General features: G+C 59.9%; 16 protein-coding genes. 10 read left to right on the top strand and 6 right to left on the bottom strand.

Annotation, left to right across the window (positions count from 1 at the left end; all coding sequences use genetic code 11):
• The first annotated feature begins 92 nt into the window (after positions 1–92).
• Positions 93–848, top strand: coding sequence for an L-ornithine N(alpha)-acyltransferase (gene olsB, locus ACA061_RS06280; RefSeq protein ID WP_497300836.1), 756 nt, complete (start codon positions 93–95; stop codon positions 846–848).
• The gene (locus ACA061_RS06275) at positions 848–1,642 is read left to right on the top strand and encodes a lysophospholipid acyltransferase family protein (RefSeq protein ID WP_150604899.1); all 795 of its coding nucleotides are present in this window, start codon (positions 848–850) and stop codon (positions 1,640–1,642) included. Before olsB ends, ACA061_RS06275 begins: the two co-directional genes overlap by 1 nt.
• 82 nt (positions 1,643–1,724) lie before the next feature.
• Here ACA061_RS06275 and ACA061_RS06270 read toward each other — a convergent pair whose 3' ends face one another.
• Entirely contained in the window at positions 1,725–2,297 is a 573-nt protein-coding gene (locus tag ACA061_RS06270; protein WP_497300835.1) for an acyl carrier protein phosphodiesterase, read from the bottom strand.
• Between the two features lie 169 nt (positions 2,298–2,466).
• On the opposite strand from ACA061_RS06270, the gene ACA061_RS06265 reads away from it, so the two are divergent.
• From ACA061_RS06265 to ACA061_RS06255, 3 genes are read left to right on the top strand one after another with little or no spacing between them, the layout of a single operon-like run.
• The gene (locus ACA061_RS06265; RefSeq protein ID WP_016771327.1) at positions 2,467–2,769 is read left to right on the top strand and encodes an ArsR/SmtB family transcription factor; all 303 of its coding nucleotides are present in this window, start codon (positions 2,467–2,469) and stop codon (positions 2,767–2,769) included.
• A 34-nt stretch (positions 2,770–2,803) separates the two neighbouring features.
• Positions 2,804–3,970, top strand: a complete 1,167-nt coding sequence (locus tag ACA061_RS06260; protein ID WP_047300040.1) for an MFS transporter — start codon at positions 2,804–2,806, stop codon at positions 3,968–3,970.
• A 31-nt stretch (positions 3,971–4,001) separates the two neighbouring features.
• On the top strand, positions 4,002–5,051 hold the full coding sequence (locus ACA061_RS06255; RefSeq protein ID WP_497300834.1) for an alkene reductase: 1,050 nt from the start codon (positions 4,002–4,004) through the stop codon (positions 5,049–5,051).
• 373 nt (positions 5,052–5,424) lie between these two features.
• Here the strand turns inward: ACA061_RS06255 and emhR are convergent, their stop codons facing one another.
• The gene (gene emhR, locus ACA061_RS06250; protein ID WP_008080104.1) at positions 5,425–6,057 is read right to left on the bottom strand and encodes an efflux system transcriptional repressor EmhR; all 633 of its coding nucleotides are present in this window, start codon (positions 6,055–6,057) and stop codon (positions 5,425–5,427) included.
• Positions 6,058–6,325: 268 nt separating this feature from the next.
• Here emhR and emhA point away from each other — a divergent pair, with 268 nt between their 5' ends.
• The 5 genes from emhA to ACA061_RS06225 all read left to right on the top strand — a co-directional run bounded on the left by emhA (position 6,326) and on the right by ACA061_RS06225 (position 14,811).
• Positions 6,326–7,483, top strand: a complete 1,158-nt coding sequence (emhA, locus tag ACA061_RS06245) for an efflux RND transporter periplasmic adaptor subunit EmhA (protein WP_150604903.1) — start codon at positions 6,326–6,328, stop codon at positions 7,481–7,483.
• Between the two features lie 3 nt (positions 7,484–7,486).
• Complete coding sequence (gene emhB / locus ACA061_RS06240) at positions 7,487–10,651, top strand: efflux RND transporter permease subunit (protein WP_210700974.1); 3,165 nt, start codon at positions 7,487–7,489, stop codon at positions 10,649–10,651.
• Positions 10,648–12,108 (top strand): efflux RND transporter outer membrane subunit EmhC, encoded by a 1,461-nt coding sequence (gene emhC, locus ACA061_RS06235; RefSeq protein ID WP_497300832.1) that lies wholly within the window; start codon positions 10,648–10,650, stop codon positions 12,106–12,108. The genes emhB and emhC overlap by 4 nt, the downstream gene beginning before the upstream one ends.
• 370 nt (positions 12,109–12,478) lie before the next feature.
• Positions 12,479–13,738: an OprD family porin gene (locus ACA061_RS06230; protein WP_497300831.1), complete on the top strand. Its 1,260-nt coding sequence runs from the start codon at positions 12,479–12,481 to the stop codon at positions 13,736–13,738.
• 266 nt (positions 13,739–14,004) lie between these two features.
• A complete protein-coding gene (locus ACA061_RS06225) occupies positions 14,005–14,811 on the top strand; it encodes a methyltransferase domain-containing protein (protein ID WP_150617619.1) in 807 nt (268 codons plus the stop codon).
• 95 nt (positions 14,812–14,906) lie between these two features.
• Here the strand turns inward: ACA061_RS06225 and pcaC are convergent, their stop codons facing one another.
• From pcaC to ACA061_RS06205, 4 genes are read right to left on the bottom strand one after another with little or no spacing between them, the layout of a single operon-like run.
• Positions 14,907–15,299, bottom strand: coding sequence for a 4-carboxymuconolactone decarboxylase (gene pcaC / locus ACA061_RS06220; RefSeq protein WP_150604909.1), 393 nt, complete (start codon positions 15,297–15,299; stop codon positions 14,907–14,909).
• Positions 15,300–15,309: 10 nt separating this feature from the next.
• Positions 15,310–16,101 (bottom strand): 3-oxoadipate enol-lactonase, encoded by a 792-nt coding sequence (gene pcaD / locus ACA061_RS06215; RefSeq protein ID WP_150604910.1) that lies wholly within the window; start codon positions 16,099–16,101, stop codon positions 15,310–15,312.
• An 11-nt stretch (positions 16,102–16,112) separates the two neighbouring features.
• On the bottom strand, positions 16,113–17,477 hold the full coding sequence (locus ACA061_RS06210) for a 3-carboxy-cis,cis-muconate cycloisomerase (RefSeq protein ID WP_497300829.1): 1,365 nt from the start codon (positions 17,475–17,477) through the stop codon (positions 16,113–16,115).
• Between the two features lie 45 nt (positions 17,478–17,522).
• Positions 17,523–18,818, bottom strand: coding sequence for an MFS family transporter (locus ACA061_RS06205; protein WP_150617615.1), 1,296 nt, complete (start codon positions 18,816–18,818; stop codon positions 17,523–17,525).
• Positions 18,819–18,830: the final 12 nt, after the last annotated feature.

The raw sequence follows: 18,830 nt of genomic DNA, 5'->3' as shown, positions 1-18,830 counted from the left end.
GCTACATAGCCTGACTTTGCACAACACGGCTGCATAAAGAAAGTCGATCGGCTGCAACCCACGACGGGTTCAAGGCCCGTACGGAGATTCAAATGACTCAGATCGCCCGCATCAGCGACACCGGCAATGAACGCCGCCTGCAAGCCGAACGCCTGATCGGCGCCGAGGCCTTGCAGCAAGCCCAGGCCTTGCGATTCAGCGTCTTCAGCGGCGAGTTCAACGCCAAGCTGAAAGGCGCAGAACTGGGTCTGGACATGGATGACTATGATGTTCACTGCAGCCACATCGGCGTGCGTGACCTGAACACTGGTCGCTTGGTGGCGACCACGCGGTTGCTTGATCACACCGCTGCCAGCAGCCTTGGCAAGTTCTACAGCGAGGAAGAATTCAGCCTGCATGGCCTCGCCCATCTGCAAGGCCCGATCCTGGAAATCGGCCGCACCTGCGTCGACCCGGCCTACCGTAACGGCGGGACGATTGCAGTGCTGTGGGGTGAGTTGGCCGAAGTATTGAACGAGGGCGGCTACAGCTATTTGATGGGTTGCGCGAGCATCCCGATGCAGGACGGTGGCGTACAGGCCCACGCGATCATGCAGCGTCTGCGCGAACGCTATCTGTGCACTGAAAACTTGCGTGCCGAGCCAAAAAAACCGCTGCCGAGCCTCGACATTCCATCTAACGTGATCGCCGAAATGCCGCCGCTGCTCAAGGCTTACATGCGCCTTGGCGCGAAGATCTGCGGCGAGCCGTGCTGGGACGAAGACTTCCAGGTTGCCGACGTGTTCATCCTGCTCAAGCGCGACGAACTCTGCCCGCGCTACGCCAAGCACTTCAAGGCGGCCGTGTGATGAGCCGGTTGCGGGTGTACGCGCGGATCGCGCGAGTGCTGCTGGTGGTGTCGCTGGGATTGACCATGGCCAGTCTGTTCGGCGTGTTTGAAAGGATTGGCCTGGCGCATTCGATGGAACGTCGTCAGCGCTGGTCGCGGTTTTTCATGGCGCGTTTGAGCAATGCCCTGCCCTTTCGCATGACCGTCCACGGTGAACTGCCAAAGCAGCCGATGTTGTGGGTCAGCAACCATGTGTCGTGGACCGATATTCCGCTGCTGGGCATGCTCACACCGCTGTCGTTTCTGTCCAAGGCCGAAGTGCGCACCTGGCCGGTCGCGGGTTGGCTCGCGGCCAAGGCTGGCAGCCTGTTTATCCGTCGTGGTTCGGGCGACAGCCAGTTGATCCGCAAACAGATGACCCGGCACCTGCAAACCGATCATTCACTGCTGATGTTCCCGGAAGGCACGACCACCGATGGCCGATCACTGCGCACCTTTCACGGTCGCTTGCTGTCGGCGGCGATTGATTCAGAGGTGATGCTGCAACCGGTGGCGATCCGTTATCTGCGTGACGGCGAAGTCGATACGTTGGCACCGTTCATTGGTGACGATGATCTGCTGTCGCACCTGATGCGTCTGTTCAGCAATGATTGCGGCGATGTCGAAGTGCATCTGCTCAAGCCGATCGCTTGCGAGGGACGGGAACGTGCAGCGCTGGCGTTTGAAGCGCAGCAGGCGGTGCAGAAGGTGTTGTTTGGCGAGGTGGCGAAACCTGCCGAACCGCGTCGTGCAGGCGAGCTGATCGCCGCCTGAAAATCAAAAGATCGCAGCCTGCGGCAGCTCCTATACCGATCCCCTGTAGGAGCTGCCGCAGGCTGCGATCTTTTGATCTTGCTTATCCCTGCGACGCCGCAAAGTCCTGAAGCTGCGGATAGAACAACGCAAAATCTTCACTCAGCGGCTCATACAACCGCCGCAATTCCTGCATCGCCCCCGCCAACTCCTCCGGCCTGCTCAACCGCCGTGCAATCCCGCGCAGCACCTGATCAAGCACTTCAAATTCCTGATACGAGCCCAACCAGTCATGGGCGACCATGTGCGGCGCAATCTTCGCCAGGCGCTCGGGCAATTGCGGTTCGCGGGACAACACCCGATAAACGTCACTGGTGAACTGCGCCAGTGGTTGATCAGCGTACAACCGCCAGTCCCGCGCCAGGCAATGGTCGAAAAAGACATCAAGGACGATCCCGGCATAACGCCGACGGGTATCGGAAAACCGCCCCAGCGCGATGTCCACCAGCGGATGGCGATCAGTGAACACGTCAATCCGTCGATGCAGTTGAATCCCCGCCTCGACCTCCGGGGCAAACTGCCCTTGCAGCCGGCCTTTGACGAAATCGCCATACAGACTGCCGAGCAGTTGATCGGGGCGCTGGCCACCGAGGTGCAAATGTGCGAGATAGTTCATGGGCGCAGCTTAGCACCGCGCCCTCGTTTCAATACACCCAACGTATCGTTATAACCCGATATACCGATTTGTACGGTCATCAGATCAAAATCATATTGGTATATCGCGAACTAGCGATTTAAAGTTCGCCTAATCGCGATATAGCGTTTTACACACCGAGCCCCCTGCCATGAACCTTGACCTCGACGAAATAATAAAAGCCCTGGCACACCCAGTACGGCGAGACATCCTCAACTGGCTGAAAGACCCGAAAGGCGAATTCCCGGAACAGTTGCACAACCACGAGTACGGCATTTGCGCCGGGCAGATCGATCAACGTTGCGGCCTGTCGCAATCAACCGTGTCCGCCCATTTGGCAACCCTGCAACGCGCAGGACTGATCAGCAGCCAGAAGGCAGGGCAATGGCATTTTTTCAAACGTAACGAGGACGTGATTCAGGCGTTCCTCAGCACACTCAGTAAAGAGCTCTGACCCTTAACGTCAGCCAGCCCACAAGGAAACAACGATGCCCCTCTCGCTACTCATACTCGCCTTGAGCGCCTTCGCCATCGGCACCACCGAATTCGTCATCATGGGCCTGCTGCCCGATGTGGCGGCCGACCTCGGTGTGTCGATTCCCGGCGCCGGCTGGCTGGTGACCGGCTACGCCCTGGGCGTGGCCATAGGTGCGCCGTTCATGGCACTGGCCACCGCCAAACTGCCGCGCAAGGCTGCACTGGTCGCGCTGATGGGCATCTTTATTGTCGGCAACTTGCTCTGTGCAATGGCCAGTGACTACAACGTGCTGATGTTCGCCCGTGTCGTCACCGCGCTGTGCCACGGTGCGTTCTTCGGTATCGGTTCGGTGGTGGCGGCAGGTCTGGTGGCGCCGAACAAACGCGCTTCGGCCGTCGCCCTGATGTTTACCGGTTTGACCCTGGCCAACGTCCTCGGCGTGCCGCTGGGCACCGCGCTGGGTCAGGAAGCCGGCTGGCGTTCGACCTTCTGGGCAGTGACCGTGATCGGTGTGATCGCGCTGATCGGCCTGATCCGCTTCCTGCCGGCCAAACGTGACGAAGAAAAGCTCGACATGCGCGCCGAACTCGCCGCCCTCAAAGGCGCCGGTATCTGGCTGTCGCTGAGCATGACCGCTCTGTTCGCCGCCTCGATGTTCACCCTCTTCACCTACGTCGCCCCACTGCTCGGCGATGTCACCGGCGTCTCGCCAAAAGGCGTGACCTGGACGCTGCTGTTGATCGGTCTCGGCTTGACCGTCGGCAACATCATCGGCGGCAAGCTCGCAGACAAACGCCTCGCTGCCACCCTGATTGGCGTGTTCGTGGCGATGGCGGTGATTTCCACGGTGTTGAGCTGGACCAGCGTCGCGCTGATCCCGACTGAAATCACCCTGTTCCTCTGGGCCACTGCTTCATTCGCAGCCGTACCGGCACTGCAAATCAACGTGGTGACCTTCGGCAAAGCTGCACCGAACCTGGTCTCGACCCTGAACATCGGCGCGTTCAACGTCGGTAACGCCCTCGGCGCCTGGGTCGGCGGCAGCGTCATCGCCCACGGTTTCGGCCTGACCAGCGTACCTCTGGCCGCCGCTGCCCTGGCAGTGCTTGCCCTGCTGGTGACCCTGATTACTTTCCGTCAGAACGGCAATGCCGAGCTGGCCCCCGCGACTCACTGATTAACCACTTCACTTAAGAGGGTTGTATTTCATGGCAACTATTTTTGATCCGATCAAACTGGGCGACATCGAGCTGGCCAACCGCATCATCATGGCCCCACTGACCCGTTGCCGCGCTGACGAAGGCCGTGTGCCGAACGCGCTGATGGCCGAGTACTACGTACAACGCGCCTCCGCCGGCCTGATTCTCAGCGAAGCGACTTCGGTGACCCCGATGGGCGTCGGCTACCCGGATACCCCAGGCATCTGGTCCAACGATCAGGTGCGCGGCTGGACCAACGTGACCAAAGCCATTCACGCTGCCGGCGGCAAGATCTTCCTGCAACTGTGGCACGTGGGTCGGGTCTCTCACCCTTCGTATCTGAACGGTGAAGCGCCAGTCGCACCGAGCGCTATCCAGCCCAAAGGTCACGTCAGCCTGGTGCGTCCAATGGCCGACTACCCAACCCCGCGCGCACTGGAAACCGCTGAAATCGCCGAGATCGTCGACGCTTACCGCATCGGTGCCGAAAACGCCAAGGCGGCCGGTTTTGATGGCGTGGAAATCCACGGCGCCAACGGCTACCTGCTCGACCAGTTCCTGCAAAGCAGCACCAACCAGCGCACCGACAACTATGGCGGCTCCCTGGAAAACCGTGCCCGCTTGCTGCTGGAAGTGACTGACGCGGCAATCGAAGTCTGGGGCGCCGGTCGTGTCGGCGTGCACCTGGCACCACGTGCTGATTCCCACGACATGGGCGACGATAATCTGGCTGAAACCTTCACCTACGTGGCGCGTGAGCTGGGCAAGCGTGGCATCGCGTTCATCTGCTCCCGCGAGAAAGAAGGCGCCGACAGCCTCGGCCCGCAACTCAAAGAAGCCTTCGGCGGCCCGTACATCGCCAACGAGCGCTTCACCAAGGACAGCGCCAACGCATGGCTGGCCAGCGGCAAGGCTGACGCCGTGGCGTTCGGTGTACCGTTCATTGCCAACCCGGATCTGCCAGCGCGCTTGAAAGCTGATGCGCCGCTGAACGAGCCACACCCGGAAACCTTCTACGCTAAAGGCCCGGTTGGCTACATCGACTATCCAACCCTGTAAGCCTTAACGCAGCAACGCAAAAGCCCCCGACTTGTGAGAGTCGGGGGCTTTTTTGTGTTCGCCTGGAGACTGATTGCGCGGCGTGAGACCTGGCCCCTCACCCCAGCCCTCTCCCGAGGGAGAGGGAGCCGATTGGTGTGGCTTTCAAACCTGAGTTCGGCTCGGTATTTCAAGTCGGCGCAACTTGAAAGATCACCTCGGTCAGTTCCCTCTCCCTTGGGAGAGGGCTAGGGTGAGGGCCAACGCCTCACACTTGTTCACACGCTCGACACAAAAACCCTACAAAATCCGTAATTCACTACGTATAAACTTCGCGCCGCAAACGTATATAAAAGCAGGCCAATTGACATAAGCTGTGCCAATTACACATTGTTCATTTGCGCAGGCTGGGGCTCAGGCGCAGCATGTCCAGCCCTGTATCGACCCAGCGCTCGGCTTCGGCGTGCAATTCGAAGCTGTCCGGCGCCAAAAGCCACCCATAGAGGAGGCCATCAATATAGGCATGAATGCTGATGGCCGCACGGGCAGTGTCGAGATCTTCCGGCAACTGGCCGCGATTCACCGCATTACGCAGGGTCAACCCGATACGCAGATTGCAATCGAGACTGGCCGTCCGGCGCTGCTGGCGCAGATCGCACATTTCATCGGTGAACTCGCACTTATGAAACAGAATTTCGTTGATGCGACGGGTCTTCGGGTCCAGCGCAACTTGATGAAACAAATGAATCAGCAATTTGCGCATGCAGCCCAACGGGTCGAGCTCGTCTTCGCTTTCACTTGCTTTGGCCAGTTCATCCAGCGGCTCATGCAAGCTGTCGAGCATGGCCTGCACCAGATCGGCCTTGTTGCTGAAATGCCAGTAAATGGCGCCGCGCGTGACGCCGGCCATTGTCGCGATATCCGCCAAAGTCGTGCGGGCCACGCCCCTTTCATAGAACGCTTTCTCTGCCGCTTCGAGAATCTGGCTTCGCGTTTCCTGAGCTTCTTCTTTGGTACGACGGACCATGGCAGTAAAACCTCAAACAGGATATTTCAGGGATGGATTGAATATCCGCTGAACAAAGAGGGGGTCGATCTCTCTTGAATCGGCTCCCCAGCCTACAATTTCAAACCTTGCAACGACTTTTGTAACAGGGTGGGTACGCAGTCAAGGTGTTTACAAACAACCATGAACGTAAGTATATTACTTAGCAAGCTACTTATCCACTCGATAGCATTTTTTTACCCTTCCACACTTCTTGTGCGCTTTTTGCGCGCCTGACCCGAGGATCTTCATGCAATTCAAGCCAGCTGTTACCGCTCTGGTCACTGCCGTCGCCCTGGCATCGCTACTCAGCGGATGTAAAAAGGAAGAAGCGGCACCGGCCGCTCCGCCTCCTCAGGTCGGCGTCGTCACCCTGCAGCCACAAGCGTTTACCCTCACCTCCGAACTGCCGGGCCGCACCAGTGCGTTCCGCATTGCTGAAGTGCGACCACAGGTCAACGGCATCATTCTCAAACGTCTGTTCAAGGAAGGCGGCGATGTCAAAGCCGGCCAGCAGCTGTATCAGATCGATCCGTCGGTTTATGACGCGACCCTGAAAAGCGCCGAAGCCAACCTGCGTTCGACCAAGTCGATCTCCGACCGCTACAAGCAATTGGTCGATGAGCAAGCCGTGAGCCGTCAGGAATACGACACTGCCGTGGCCAACCGCATGGAATCGGAAGCATCCTTGCAGTCCGCACAGATCAACGTGCGCTACACCAAGGTTTACGCGCCGATTTCCGGTCGCATCGGTCGCTCTTCGGTCACTGAAGGTGCGCTGGTCAGCAACGGCCAGACCGACGCGATGGCGACGATCCAGCAGCTGGACCCGATCTACGTCGACGTGACCCAGTCTTCGGTTGAATTGCTGGAGCTGCGCCGCGAGCTGGAAAGCGGTCGTCTGCAAAAGTCCGGTGACAACGCGGCAGCGGTCAAACTGACCCTGGAAGACGGCAGCCAGTACAAGCTCGACGGCAAGCTGGAATTTTCCGAAGTGTCGGTCGACCCGACTACCGGTTCCGTGACCCTGCGTGCCGTGTTCCCGAACCCTGATCACACTTTGCTGCCTGGCATGTTCGTCCACGCTCAGTTGCAGGCCGGTGTGAACAGCGCCGCGATCCTCGCGCCACAGCAAGGCGTGACCCGCGACCTCAAAGGCACTCCGACCGCGCTGGTCGTCGGCCCGGACAACAAAGTTGAACTGCGTCAGCTCAAGGCCAGCCGCACCGTCGGCAGCCAGTGGCTGATCGAAGACGGCCTGAAGGCTGGCGATCGCCTGATCACCGAAGGCCTGCAATACGTCAAACCCGGTGCCGAGGTCAAACCGACCGAAGCGACCAATGTCGGCGCAAAGAACCCGGCCCCCGCACAGGCAGCTGATAAAGCCGCCGGCGGCAAAGGGGAGTAACCCATGTCAAAATTCTTCATCGACCGTCCGATTTTCGCCTGGGTAATTGCCCTGGTGATCATGTTGGTCGGGGCACTTTCGATCCTGAAATTGCCGATCAACCAGTACCCGAGCATTGCGCCACCGGCCATTGCGATCTCCGTGACCTACCCGGGCGCCTCGGCGCAAACCGTGCAGGACACCGTGGTCCAGGTGATCGAGCAACAGCTCAACGGTATCGACAACTTGCGTTATGTGTCCTCGGAAAGTAACTCCGACGGCAGCATGACCATCACCGCAACCTTCGAGCAAGGCACCAACTCCGACACCGCGCAGGTGCAGGTTCAGAACAAGCTGAACCTCGCTACCCCGCTGTTGCCGCAGGAAGTGCAGCAACAAGGTATCCGCGTGACCAAGGCAGTGAAAAACTTCCTGCTGGTGATCGGTGTGGTTTCGCGTGACGGCAGCATGAGCAAGGACGACCTGTCCAACTACATCGTGTCGAACATGCAGGACCCGATCTCCCGTACTGCGGGTGTCGGCGACTTCCAGGTCTTCGGTGCCCAGTACGCGATGCGCATCTGGCTCGACCCGGCCAAGTTGAACAACTTCAACCTGACCCCGGTCGACGTGAAAACCGCCATCGCGGCGCAGAACGTTCAGGTTTCGTCCGGTCAGCTCGGCGGTTTGCCTGCCGTTGAAGGCCAGCAACTCAACGCCACAATCATCGGCAAGACGCGTCTGCAAACCGCCGAGCAGTTCAAGGAGATCTTGCTCAAGGTCAACAAGGACGGCTCGCAGGTCCGCCTCAAAGACGTCGCCAATGTGGGCCTGGGTGGTGAGAACTATGCAATCAGCGCCCAGTTCAACGGCAGTCCGGCATCCGGCCTGGCGGTAAAACTGGCCAACGGCGCCAACGCCCTCGACACGGCCAAGGCCCTGCGTACCACTATCGACAGCCTCAAGCCATTCTTCCCGCAAGGCATGGAAGTGGTGTTCCCTTACGACACCACGCCAGTGGTCACCGAGTCGATCAAAGGTGTGGTTCACACGCTGATCGAAGCAGTGGTGCTGGTGTTCCTGGTGATGTTCCTGTTCCTGCAGAACTTCCGCGCCACAGTCATCACAACGATGACCGTGCCAGTGGTCTTGCTCGGTACATTCGGCATCCTCGCCGCTGCCGGTTTCAGCATCAACACCCTGACCATGTTCGGCATGGTGTTGGCCATCGGCTTGCTGGTGGACGACGCCATCGTTGTGGTGGAAAACGTCGAGCGGGTGATGAGCGAGGAAGGCTTGTCACCAAAGGAAGCGACCAAAAAGTCCATGGGCCAGATCCAGGGCGCACTGGTCGGTATCGCGCTCGTACTGTCGGCGGTACTGCTGCCGATGGCGTTCTTCAGCGGTTCCACGGGTGTGATCTACAAGCAGTTCTCGATCACAATCGTTTCGGCCATGGCCTTGTCGGTACTGGTTGCCCTGATCTTCACCCCGGCGCTCTGCGCTACCATGCTCAAGCCGATTCCGAAAGGCGAGCACGGTACGCCGAAGAAAGGTTTCTTTGGCTGGTTCAACCGCAACTTCGACCGCGGCGTGCGGAGCTACGAACGCGGTGTCGGCAACATGCTGACCCGCAAGGCCCCGTACTTGCTGGCTTACCTGCTGATCGTCGTCGGCATGATCTGGCTGTTCACTCGCATTCCAACTGCGTTCCTGCCGGAAGAAGACCAGGGCGTTCTGTTCGCCCAGGTGCAGACGCCGGCCGGCTCCAGTGCGCAGCGCACGCAGGTGGTCGTGGATGAAATGCGTGAGTACCTGCTGCGTCCGAACAAGGATGGCGGTGAGGCTGACGCGGTGGCTTCGGTGTTCACCGTAACCGGCTTCAACTTCGCCGGTCGTGGTCAGAGCTCGGGTATGGCGTTCATCATGCTCAAGCCATGGGGCGAACGAGACGCCGAAAACAGCGTGTTCAAACTGGCCGCCCGCGCTCAACAGCACTTCTTCAGTTTCCGCGATGCGATGGTGTTTGCCTTCGCACCACCCGCAGTACTGGAGCTGGGTAACGCCACGGGTTTCGACGTGTTCCTGCAAGACCGTGCCGGTATCGGTCACGAAAAACTGATGGAAGCACGCAACCAGTTCCTTGGCATGGCGGCACAGAGCAAAGTCCTGACCCAGGTGCGTCCGAACGGCTTGAACGACGAGCCGCAGTTCCAGCTGGAAATCGATGACGAGAAGGCCAGCGCCCTGGGCGTTACCATCAACGACATCAACAACACCTTGTCGATTGCGTTGGGTAGTAGCTACGTCAACGACTTCATCGACCGCGGTCGCGTGAAGAAGGTGTACGTGCAAGGCCAGCCGGACTCGCGCATGAGCCCGGAAGACTTGAAGAAGTGGTATGTGCGCAACGCGTCCGGCACCATGGTTCCGTTCTCCGCATTCGCCAAAGGCGAGTGGATCTACGGCTCGCCGAAGCTGGCACGCTACAACGGTGTGGAAGCGGTAGAAGTGCTGGGTGCTCCGGCGCCGGGTTACTCCACCGGTGAGGCCATGGCGGAAGTCGAAGCGATTGCCAAGAAACTTCCGTCGGGTGTCGGTATCTCCTGGACCGGTCTGTCTTATGAAGAACGTCTGTCCGGTTCGCAAGCGCCAGCGTTGTACGCCTTGTCGCTGCTGATGGTGTTCCTGTGTCTGGCGGCCCTGTATGAAAGCTGGTCGATTCCGATCGCGGTCATGCTCGTGGTGCCACTGGGGATCATCGGTGCGTTGATGGCCACCAGCCTGCGCGGTCTGTCCAACGACGTGTACTTCCAGGTGGGTCTGTTGACAACCATTGGTCTGGCAGCGAAAAACGCCATTCTGATTGTCGAGTTCGCCAAGGAGCTGCATGAGCAAGGGCGCAGTCTGCGCGAAGCGGCGATTGAAGCCTGCCGCATGCGTCTGCGACCGATCATCATGACTTCGCTGGCCTTCGTCCTCGGTGTTGTACCGTTGGCAATCTCGACCGGTGCCGGTTCGGGCAGCCAGCATGCAATCGGTACTGGCGTAATTGGCGGTATGCTGACGGCCACGATCCTGGCGATCTTCTGGGTCCCACTGTTCTTCGTTACTGTGTCGTCCATCGGTCAGCGTAAAAAAGCCGACCAGGATGAGACTACTGAAACTCCTAAAGAGGCTGGCCAATGAGCAAGTCGCTACTCTCCCTCGCAGTCGCCGCCTTCGTGCTGAGCGGTTGCTCGCTGATACCTGACTATCAGCAGCCTGAGGCTCCGGTCGCAGGCCAGTACCCGCAGGGGCCGGCGTACTCGCCGGCCCAGGCACCGGCGCAGGCCGCTGCCGAGCAGGGCTGGAAGCAGTTTTTCCATGACCCGGCCCTGCAACAGCTGATCCAGGTCTCGCTGGAAAACAACCGCGACCTGCGCGTCGCGGCACTGAACATCGACGCCTATGCGGCTCAATACCGCATTCAACGTGCCGACCTGTTCCCGGCGGTTTCGGCCAATGGCAGCGGCAGCCGTCAACGTCTGCCGGCGCGTGCGTCGCAGACCGGCGAGTCGATGATCAGCAGTTCGTACTCCGCCACTGTCGGCGTCAGCGCCTACGAACTCGACCTGTTCGGTCGGGTGCGCAGCCTGAGTGAACAAGCGTTGCAACAATACTTCGCCACTGAAGAAGCGCGTCGCAGCACCCAGATCAGTCTGGTCGCCAGCGTCGCCAACGCCTATCTGACCTGGCAGGCCGACAAGGAACTGCTCAAGCTGACTCAGGACACCCTCGGTGCCTTTGAAGAAAGCTACAAGCTGACCAGTCGCAGCAATGAAGTCGGTGTGGCTTCGGCGCTGGATCTGGCGCAGTCGCGCACCTCGGTGGAAAACGCCCGTGCGCAATTGGCGCGTTACACCCGCCAGGTGGCTCAGGACGAAAACAGCCTGACCCTGCTGCTCGGCACCGGCATCCCGGCCAATCTGCAAACGGCCAAACCGCTGGCCGATGACCTGCTCAGCGACGTACCGCCGGGCCTGCCATCGGACCTGCTGCAACGTCGGCCGGACATCCTTCAGGCCGAGTACAACCTGAAGGCCGCCAACGCCAACATCGGCGCCGCCCGTGCAGCGTTCTTCCCGAGCATCAGCCTGACCGCCAACGCGGGCACCCTGAGCCCGGACCTGTCCGGTCTGTTCAAGGGTGGTTCGGGGACGTGGCTGTTCCAGCCGCAGATCAACCTGCCGATCTTCAACGCCGGCAGCCTGCGCGCCAGCCTCGACTACGCCAAGATCCAGAAGGACATTGGCGTGGCGAACTACGAGAAGTCCATTCAAACGGCCTTCCAGGAAGTCGCCGATGGCCTGGCCGCACGCCAGACCTACACCGAGCAATTGCAGGCGCAGCGTGATTTCGTACAGGCCAACCAGGATTACTACCGCCTGGCCGAGCGTCGTTACCGCATCGGTGTCGACAGCAACCTGACCTTCCTCGATGCCCAGCGTCAGCTGTTCAGCGCCCAACAAGCGCTGATCACCGACCGCCTCGCGCAGCTGACCAGTGCGGTCAACCTGTACAAGGCATTGGGTGGTGGCTGGAATGCACAGACTGCGCAGAACGAACCGCTGAAAGAAGAAGCACCGAAGATGAAGTTGTTCTGATCATCTGCTAAATACAGAGAGCCCACCTTTTTGGTGGGCTTTTTGTTTTTGAAGATCAAAAGATCGCAGCCTTCGGCAGCTCCTACAGGAGAACGCATTCCAAAATGTAGGAGCTGCCGAAGGCTGCGATCTTTTGATCTTGTTCGGTAATCGCCCAAAACCCGCTTTCCCCGATTGAATCCCGCTCTCTGCGCCCCGCACCATTCGTCCCACAAAATCAAAAACATCAGGTTCGACACCATGCCCCCGCGCCCTGCCCTGTCCGGCTGATCACCGCCGCTTATTGCGAAATCTGCAATCCAATGCCCGCCGCGAAGAGCGCCGGCACCGGAACTCGTTCGACCCAAAAAAAATAACAAGAGAAACTGCAATGACCTACCCAACTGCGCCGTACGCATTCCCCGGCCTGATCGCCCTGGCACTGGCTTGCGCGGCTTTGCCCGTTGCGGCTGAAGAAGCCGGTTTTGTCGAAGGCGCCAAGGTCAACCTGAACCTGCGCAACTTCTACATCAACCGTAACTTCACCGACCCGACCAAGGCTCAGGGCAAGGCCGAAGAGTGGACGCAAAGCTTCATCCTCGACGCCAAATCCGGCTTCACCCAAGGCACCGTCGGCTTCGGCATGGACGTGCTCGGGCTGTACTCGCTGAAACTCGATGGCGGCAAAGGCACTGGCGGCACCCAGCTGTTGCCGCTGGATCATGACGGTCGCCCGGCGGACAACTTCGGCCGCACCAACGTCGCGTTCAAGGCGAAGCTGTCGCAGACCGAAGTGAAGGTCGGCGAATGGATGCCGGTACTGCCGATCCTGCGTTCCGACGACGGTCGCTCGCTGCCGCAAACCTTCCGTGGCGGTCAGATCACCTCGAAGGAAATCGACGGCCTGACGCTTTACGGCGGCCAGTTCCGCGCCAACAGCCCGCGCGACGACAGCAGCATGAGCGACATGTCGATGACCGGCAAAACGGCGTTCACCTCTGATCGCTTCAACTTCCAGGGGGGTGAATATGCGTTCAACGAAAAACGCACGCAGATCGGTCTGTGGAATGCCGAGCTCAAGGACATCTACAGCCAGCAATACATCAATCTGATCCACAGCCAGCCACTGGGCGACTGGACCCTGGGCGCCAACCTCGGGTTTTTCTACGGCAAGGACGACGGCAGCGCGCGCGCCGGGGAGCTAGACAACAAGACCTGGTCCGGGATGTTCTCAGCCAAATATGGCGGCAATACTTTCTACGTCGGCCTGCAGAAACTCACCGGTGACAGCGCGTGGATGCGCGTCAACGGCACCAGCGGCGGCACCCTGGCCAACGACAGCTACAACGCCAGCTACGACAATGCGCAAGAACGCTCCTGGCAGGTACGTCACGACTACAACTTCGCCGCCCTCGGCGTCCCTGGTCTGACGCTGATGAACCGCTACATCAGCGGCGATAACGTACACACCGGAACCATTACCGACGGCAAGGAGTGGGGCCGCGAATCGGAACTGGGCTACACCGTGCAGAGCGGCACACTCAAGGATTTGAACGTCAGGTGGCGCAACTCGACCATGCGCCGGGACTTCAGCAATAACGAGTTTGATGAGAACCGCTTGATCGTCAGCTATCCGATCAGTTTGCTCTAACCTCCCCCTCTGTAGGCACTGCGATCTTTTGATCTTGAAAAATGGAATCAAAAGATCGCAGCGTGCCGCAGTTCCTACAAAAAAGGCCGTATCAGGACGCCACCCGTCAGGCCGGCTGGAGCTTTTTTTGCTGGCGAGTAGAGTTGAAAAACCTGAAGGACTCAGGCAAACAACCCTCCCCGCTTCCGTTGCTGTTGTAGTTGGTCCTCCCAAGACTTGAGCCAGGTTGTCACGGAAGACACTGCTGATCACCGGAGGACCACCTCATGATCGCTCGACTCAACGCAGCACCTGACTGGAACGCCAAGGCATACCAGCAGTTTTCCCGTCTCAGGCAACGGCCGGTCAATGAACTGCTCGACCGAATCGACCTGGCAAAACCCCAGCATATTTACGACCTTGGTTGCGGCACGGGCATTGCCACGCAGTTGTTGGCTGAGCGTTGGCCGCAAGCCCGATTGCACGGGGTCGACAGCTCCGCGCAAATGCTCGAACAGGCGCGTTGCTTGCCGATCAACGCATCGTGGCAGCACTGCGATCTGCTCGACTGGCGACCCAAACAACCTGCTGACCTGCTGTTCGCAGCAGCGGTTCTGCATTTCATCAACGGCCATGAAACGTTACTGCCGAACCTGCTGGGTCAGCTCAATTATGGAGGTTGCCTGGCGGCGCACATGCCGGACTGGCGCGATGCATTGTGGTATCGATTGATGCTCGACACCCTCGACGATGCCGGCCCCGGCAACACGCCACTGGGCACACCGCAACTGCGCCAGCGCATGGCAGCGCGGCCGTTGTTGTCACTTGAGGATTACTACCGTTTGCTCGCACCGCTGACCACGTCGCTGGACATCTGGGAGACCGAGCAATTGCAAGTGGTGGACGGCAAGTCGCCGGTGTATGACTGGATAAAAGTTTCGGCGCTGCGGCCGGTGATGCAGGCGCTGGATTCAGCGGAACAGGCGCGCTTCATTTACCACTTTCTGATGCGGGTGCATGCGCATTATCCGCAGGAGCGGAATGGGCATACGTTGTTTCCGTTCAAGCGAATATTCATTGTGGCCACAGTCTGAAAATCAAAAGATCGCAGCCTTCGGCAGCTCCTACAATCTGCAATGCAATCCCCTGTAGGAGCTGCCGAAGGCTGCGATCTTTTCAAACCCGACAATTACTCCCGGGATTCAACACCCAGCTCATCCCACACCGCTTCGGCCAGATGAAACGTCGCGTTCGCCGCCGGAATCCCGCAGTAGATCGCACTCTGCATGATCACTTCCTTGATCTCGCCACGGCTCACGCCGTTATTGGCCGCCGCGCGCAGGTGCAGTTTCAGTTCGCCCTCGCGGTTCATGCCGATCAGCATCGCGATGGTGATCAGGCTGCGGGTATGCCGAGGCAAGCCCGGGCGGGTCCAGATGTCGCCCCAGGCGTGGCGGGTGATCATCTCCTGAAATTCCGAATTGAATTCGGTCAGGGTGGTCAGGCTGCGATCGACATGCGCGTCGCCCAACACCGCGCGGCGGACCTGCATGCCTTCGTCGTAACGTTGTTTCTCGTCCACAAAAACTTCCTCACTGAGCCTTTAAAAAAGCCAACACGCGATCGCTGAAAGCTATACCTGCCTGCACGTTTGAAAGGTGCGCCGCGTAGAACTCGGCGTACTCCGCACCGCGCACATGCTCCTGGATAAAGTGGCCACCGGACGGTGGCGTCACAGCGTCTTCAGTGCCGGCGATCACCAGCAGCGGCACGTTGATGGAGGCCAGTTGTTCCCGGAAATCGGCATCACGCACCGCCGCGCAATTGGCCGCATAACCTTCTGGAGAAGTCGCCGCGAGCATGTCGGTAATCTGCTTGGCCGCCGCCGGATGGGCTTGGGAAAAGTCTGGGGTAAACCAACGGGCAATCGACGCATCGCGCAGCGCAACCATTGCTGCCGCACCGTCACGCAGGACGGTTTCAATGCGCGGATTCCACACCGACGGATCGCCGATTTTCGCTGCCGTGTTGCACACGATCAGTTTGTGCAGCCGATGCCCGGCATTGATTCCCAGCCACTGACCGATCAACCCGCCCATCGACAGTCCGCAGAAATGCGCGCGCTCGATGTGCAGCGCATCCAGCAGCCCGAGCACGTCGTGACCCAGTTGCTCGATGCTGTACGGCCCCGGCGTCACCAACGACTTGCCGTGCCCGCGGGTGTCGAAACGCAGCACGCGAAAGTGCTCGGTAAATGCCGGCATCTGCACGTCCCACATGTGCAGGTCGGTGCCCAGCGAGTTGGACAGCACCAGCACCGGCGCATCGACCGGGCCTTCAATTTGATAGTGCAGTTCGCCATCGGCGAGTTGAACGAAAGCCACAGCCCTCTCCTTCAGACAGTCAAAGCGTTGTGTTCGGCCACCGCACGCTCGACCCAGACCTGAGCCTGACCGAGGTAATGGGCGGGGTTCAAAAGATGATCCAGTTCAGCGCTGCTCAATTGCTCAGTGACTTGCGGCTCGTCACCGAGCACCGCGCGCAAGTGACGCTGTTCGGCCACGGCACGTTTGCAGCATTGTTCGAGCAAGTGATGCGCGGTGTCGCGGCCAACCCGTTGGGCGAGCACGATGCTCACCGCTTCGGCCAGCACCAGCCCTTGGGTCAGGTCGAGGTTGCGCGCCATGCGTGCGACGTCTACCTCCAGGCCATCCGCCAACAGGTGCGCCTGTTGCAGTGAGCCCGAGACGAGGCAGCAGATTTCCGGCAAGGTTTCCCATTCGGCATGCCACAGACCCAGACTCCGCTCGTGCTCCTGCGGCATGGCGCTAAACAGCGTCGACACCAGCCCCGGCACACGCGTCGCCGCGCCGATCAACACGGCGGCGCCGACCGGATTGCGCTTGTGCGGCATGGTCGAAGAGCCGCCCTTGCCCGGTGCCGACGGCTCGAACACCTCCGCGGCTTCGGTCTGCATCAACAGACTGATGTCGCGGCCAAGTTTGCCGAGGCTGCCGGCGATCAAACCAAGTACCGCGCCAAACTCCACCACGCGATCACGCTGGGTGTGCCACGGCTGTTCCGGCAAGGTCAGTTGCAGTTCTTCGGCCAACGCCTGGGCAATCGGCAATGCCTGCTCGCCCAATGCCGCGAGGGTGCCCGAGGCTCCGCCGAATTGCAGCACCAGCAAACGAGGTTTCAATTCGCGCAAACGCTGGCGGCTGCGGGTCACGGCGCCGAGCCATCCGGCGATTTTCATGCCCAGAGTCACCGGTGTCGCGTGTTGCAACCAGGTGCGCCCGGCCATCGGCGTTGCCGCGTGGCGCTGAGCCTGCGCAGCAAGAGCATCAGCCAGTTGCGCCAGCTCGCTTTCGATCAGATCCAGCGCCTGGCGCAATTGCAGGACCAGTCCGGTATCCATCACATCCTGACTGGTCGCGCCCAAATGCACATAACGCTCGGCCTCGGCGTCGGTTGCGGCAATCTGCTTGCCCAACGCCTTGACCAGTGGAATCGCCGAATTACCCGCCGTGGCGATCGCCTCGCCCAGCGCTGCGAAGTCATACAAATCGGCGCGACAGGCGCTTTCAATGGGCGCCACGGCGCTTGCCGGAATCAAACCGACCCGCGCCTCGGCCCGGGCCAGCGCCGCTTCGACGTCGAGCATCGCCTGCACACGGCCCTGATCACAGAACACTTCGCGCATAGCGCGGGCGGTGAAGTAGGCATCGAACAGTTGATTGCCCGGTCGCTGAGTCATAAAAATCCTTGCCAGCGCGGGCCATCGCGGCCCGCGCAAATGGGTTTACAGATCGTGGTGTAAATATTTCGCCTGCTTCGGCAAGCGCAGACTGAACAGGAAAGCCACTGCCATCATCGCCGTAACGTACCAGTAGAAGACGTTTTCCATACCGCCAGCCTTGAGGCTCAGCGCGACGAATTCCGCCGAACCACCGAAGATCGCGTTCGCCACCGCATACGCCAGGCCGACGCCGAGGGCGCGGACTTCCGGCGGGAACATTTCGGCTTTCACCAGACCACTGATCGAGGTGTAGAAGCTGACGATGGCCAGCGCCACGGTGATCAGCAGGAATGCCAGGAACGGACTGCTGACACTTTTCAGGCTGAGCAGGATCGGCACGGTGAACAACGTACCGAGGGCGCCGAACCAGAGCATCGAACTGCGTCGGCCGATCTTGTCGGCGAGCATGCCGAACAGCGGTTGCATGCACATATAAAGGAAGAGCGCGCCGGTCATGATGTAGCTCGCGGTCTTGGCGTGCATGCCGGCGGTGTTCACCAGGTATTTCTGCATGTACGTGGTGAACGTGTAGAAAATCAGCGAACCGCCAGCGGTGTAACCGAGCACGGTGATGAACGCGGCTTTGTGATCGCGGAACAACGCGCGGATGCTGCCGGCGTCCTTGTTCTCGCGCATTTCCTTGCTGGTGGTTTCTTTCAGCGAACGGCGCAGGAACAGCGAAATCAGCGCCGCCACCGCACCGACCACAAACGGAATCCGCCAGCCGTAGGCACGCAGGTCTTCTTCAGTGAGGAACTGTTGCAGCACCACCACCAACGACACCGCCAGCAATTGTCCGCCGATCAGCGTCACGTACTGGAACGAGGCAAAAAACCCGCGCTGGCCCTTGAGCGCAACTTCGCTCATGTAGGTCGCGGTGGTGCCGTACTCGCCGCCAACCGACAGGCCCTGCAGCAAACGTGCGAACAGCAGCAGCACCGGCGCCCAGACGCCGATGTCCTTGTAAGTCGGCAGGCAGGCGATGAGCAACGAACCGAAGCACATCATCAGAATCGAGATCAGCATCGAGTTCTTGCGGCCGTGCTTGTCCGCCACCCGGCCAAAAATCCAGCCGCCAATCGGGCGCATCAGGAAGCCTGCGGCGAACACACCCGCGGTGTTGACTAGCTGTACGGTGGGATTGTCGGAGGGGAAAAACGCCGGGGCGAAGTAGATCGCGCAGAAGGCGTAGACGTAGAAGTCGAACCATTCGACGAGGTTGCCGGACGAAGCGCCGACAATCGCGAAAATGCGCTTGCTGCGCTCTTCGCCGGTGTAATGGGAGGTCTGGGTTGTCATTATTTTTTACTC

Source organism: Pseudomonas sp. LBUM1668 (assembly GCF_059695715.1).
This window is presented reverse-complemented; position numbering and strand designations above follow the sequence as displayed.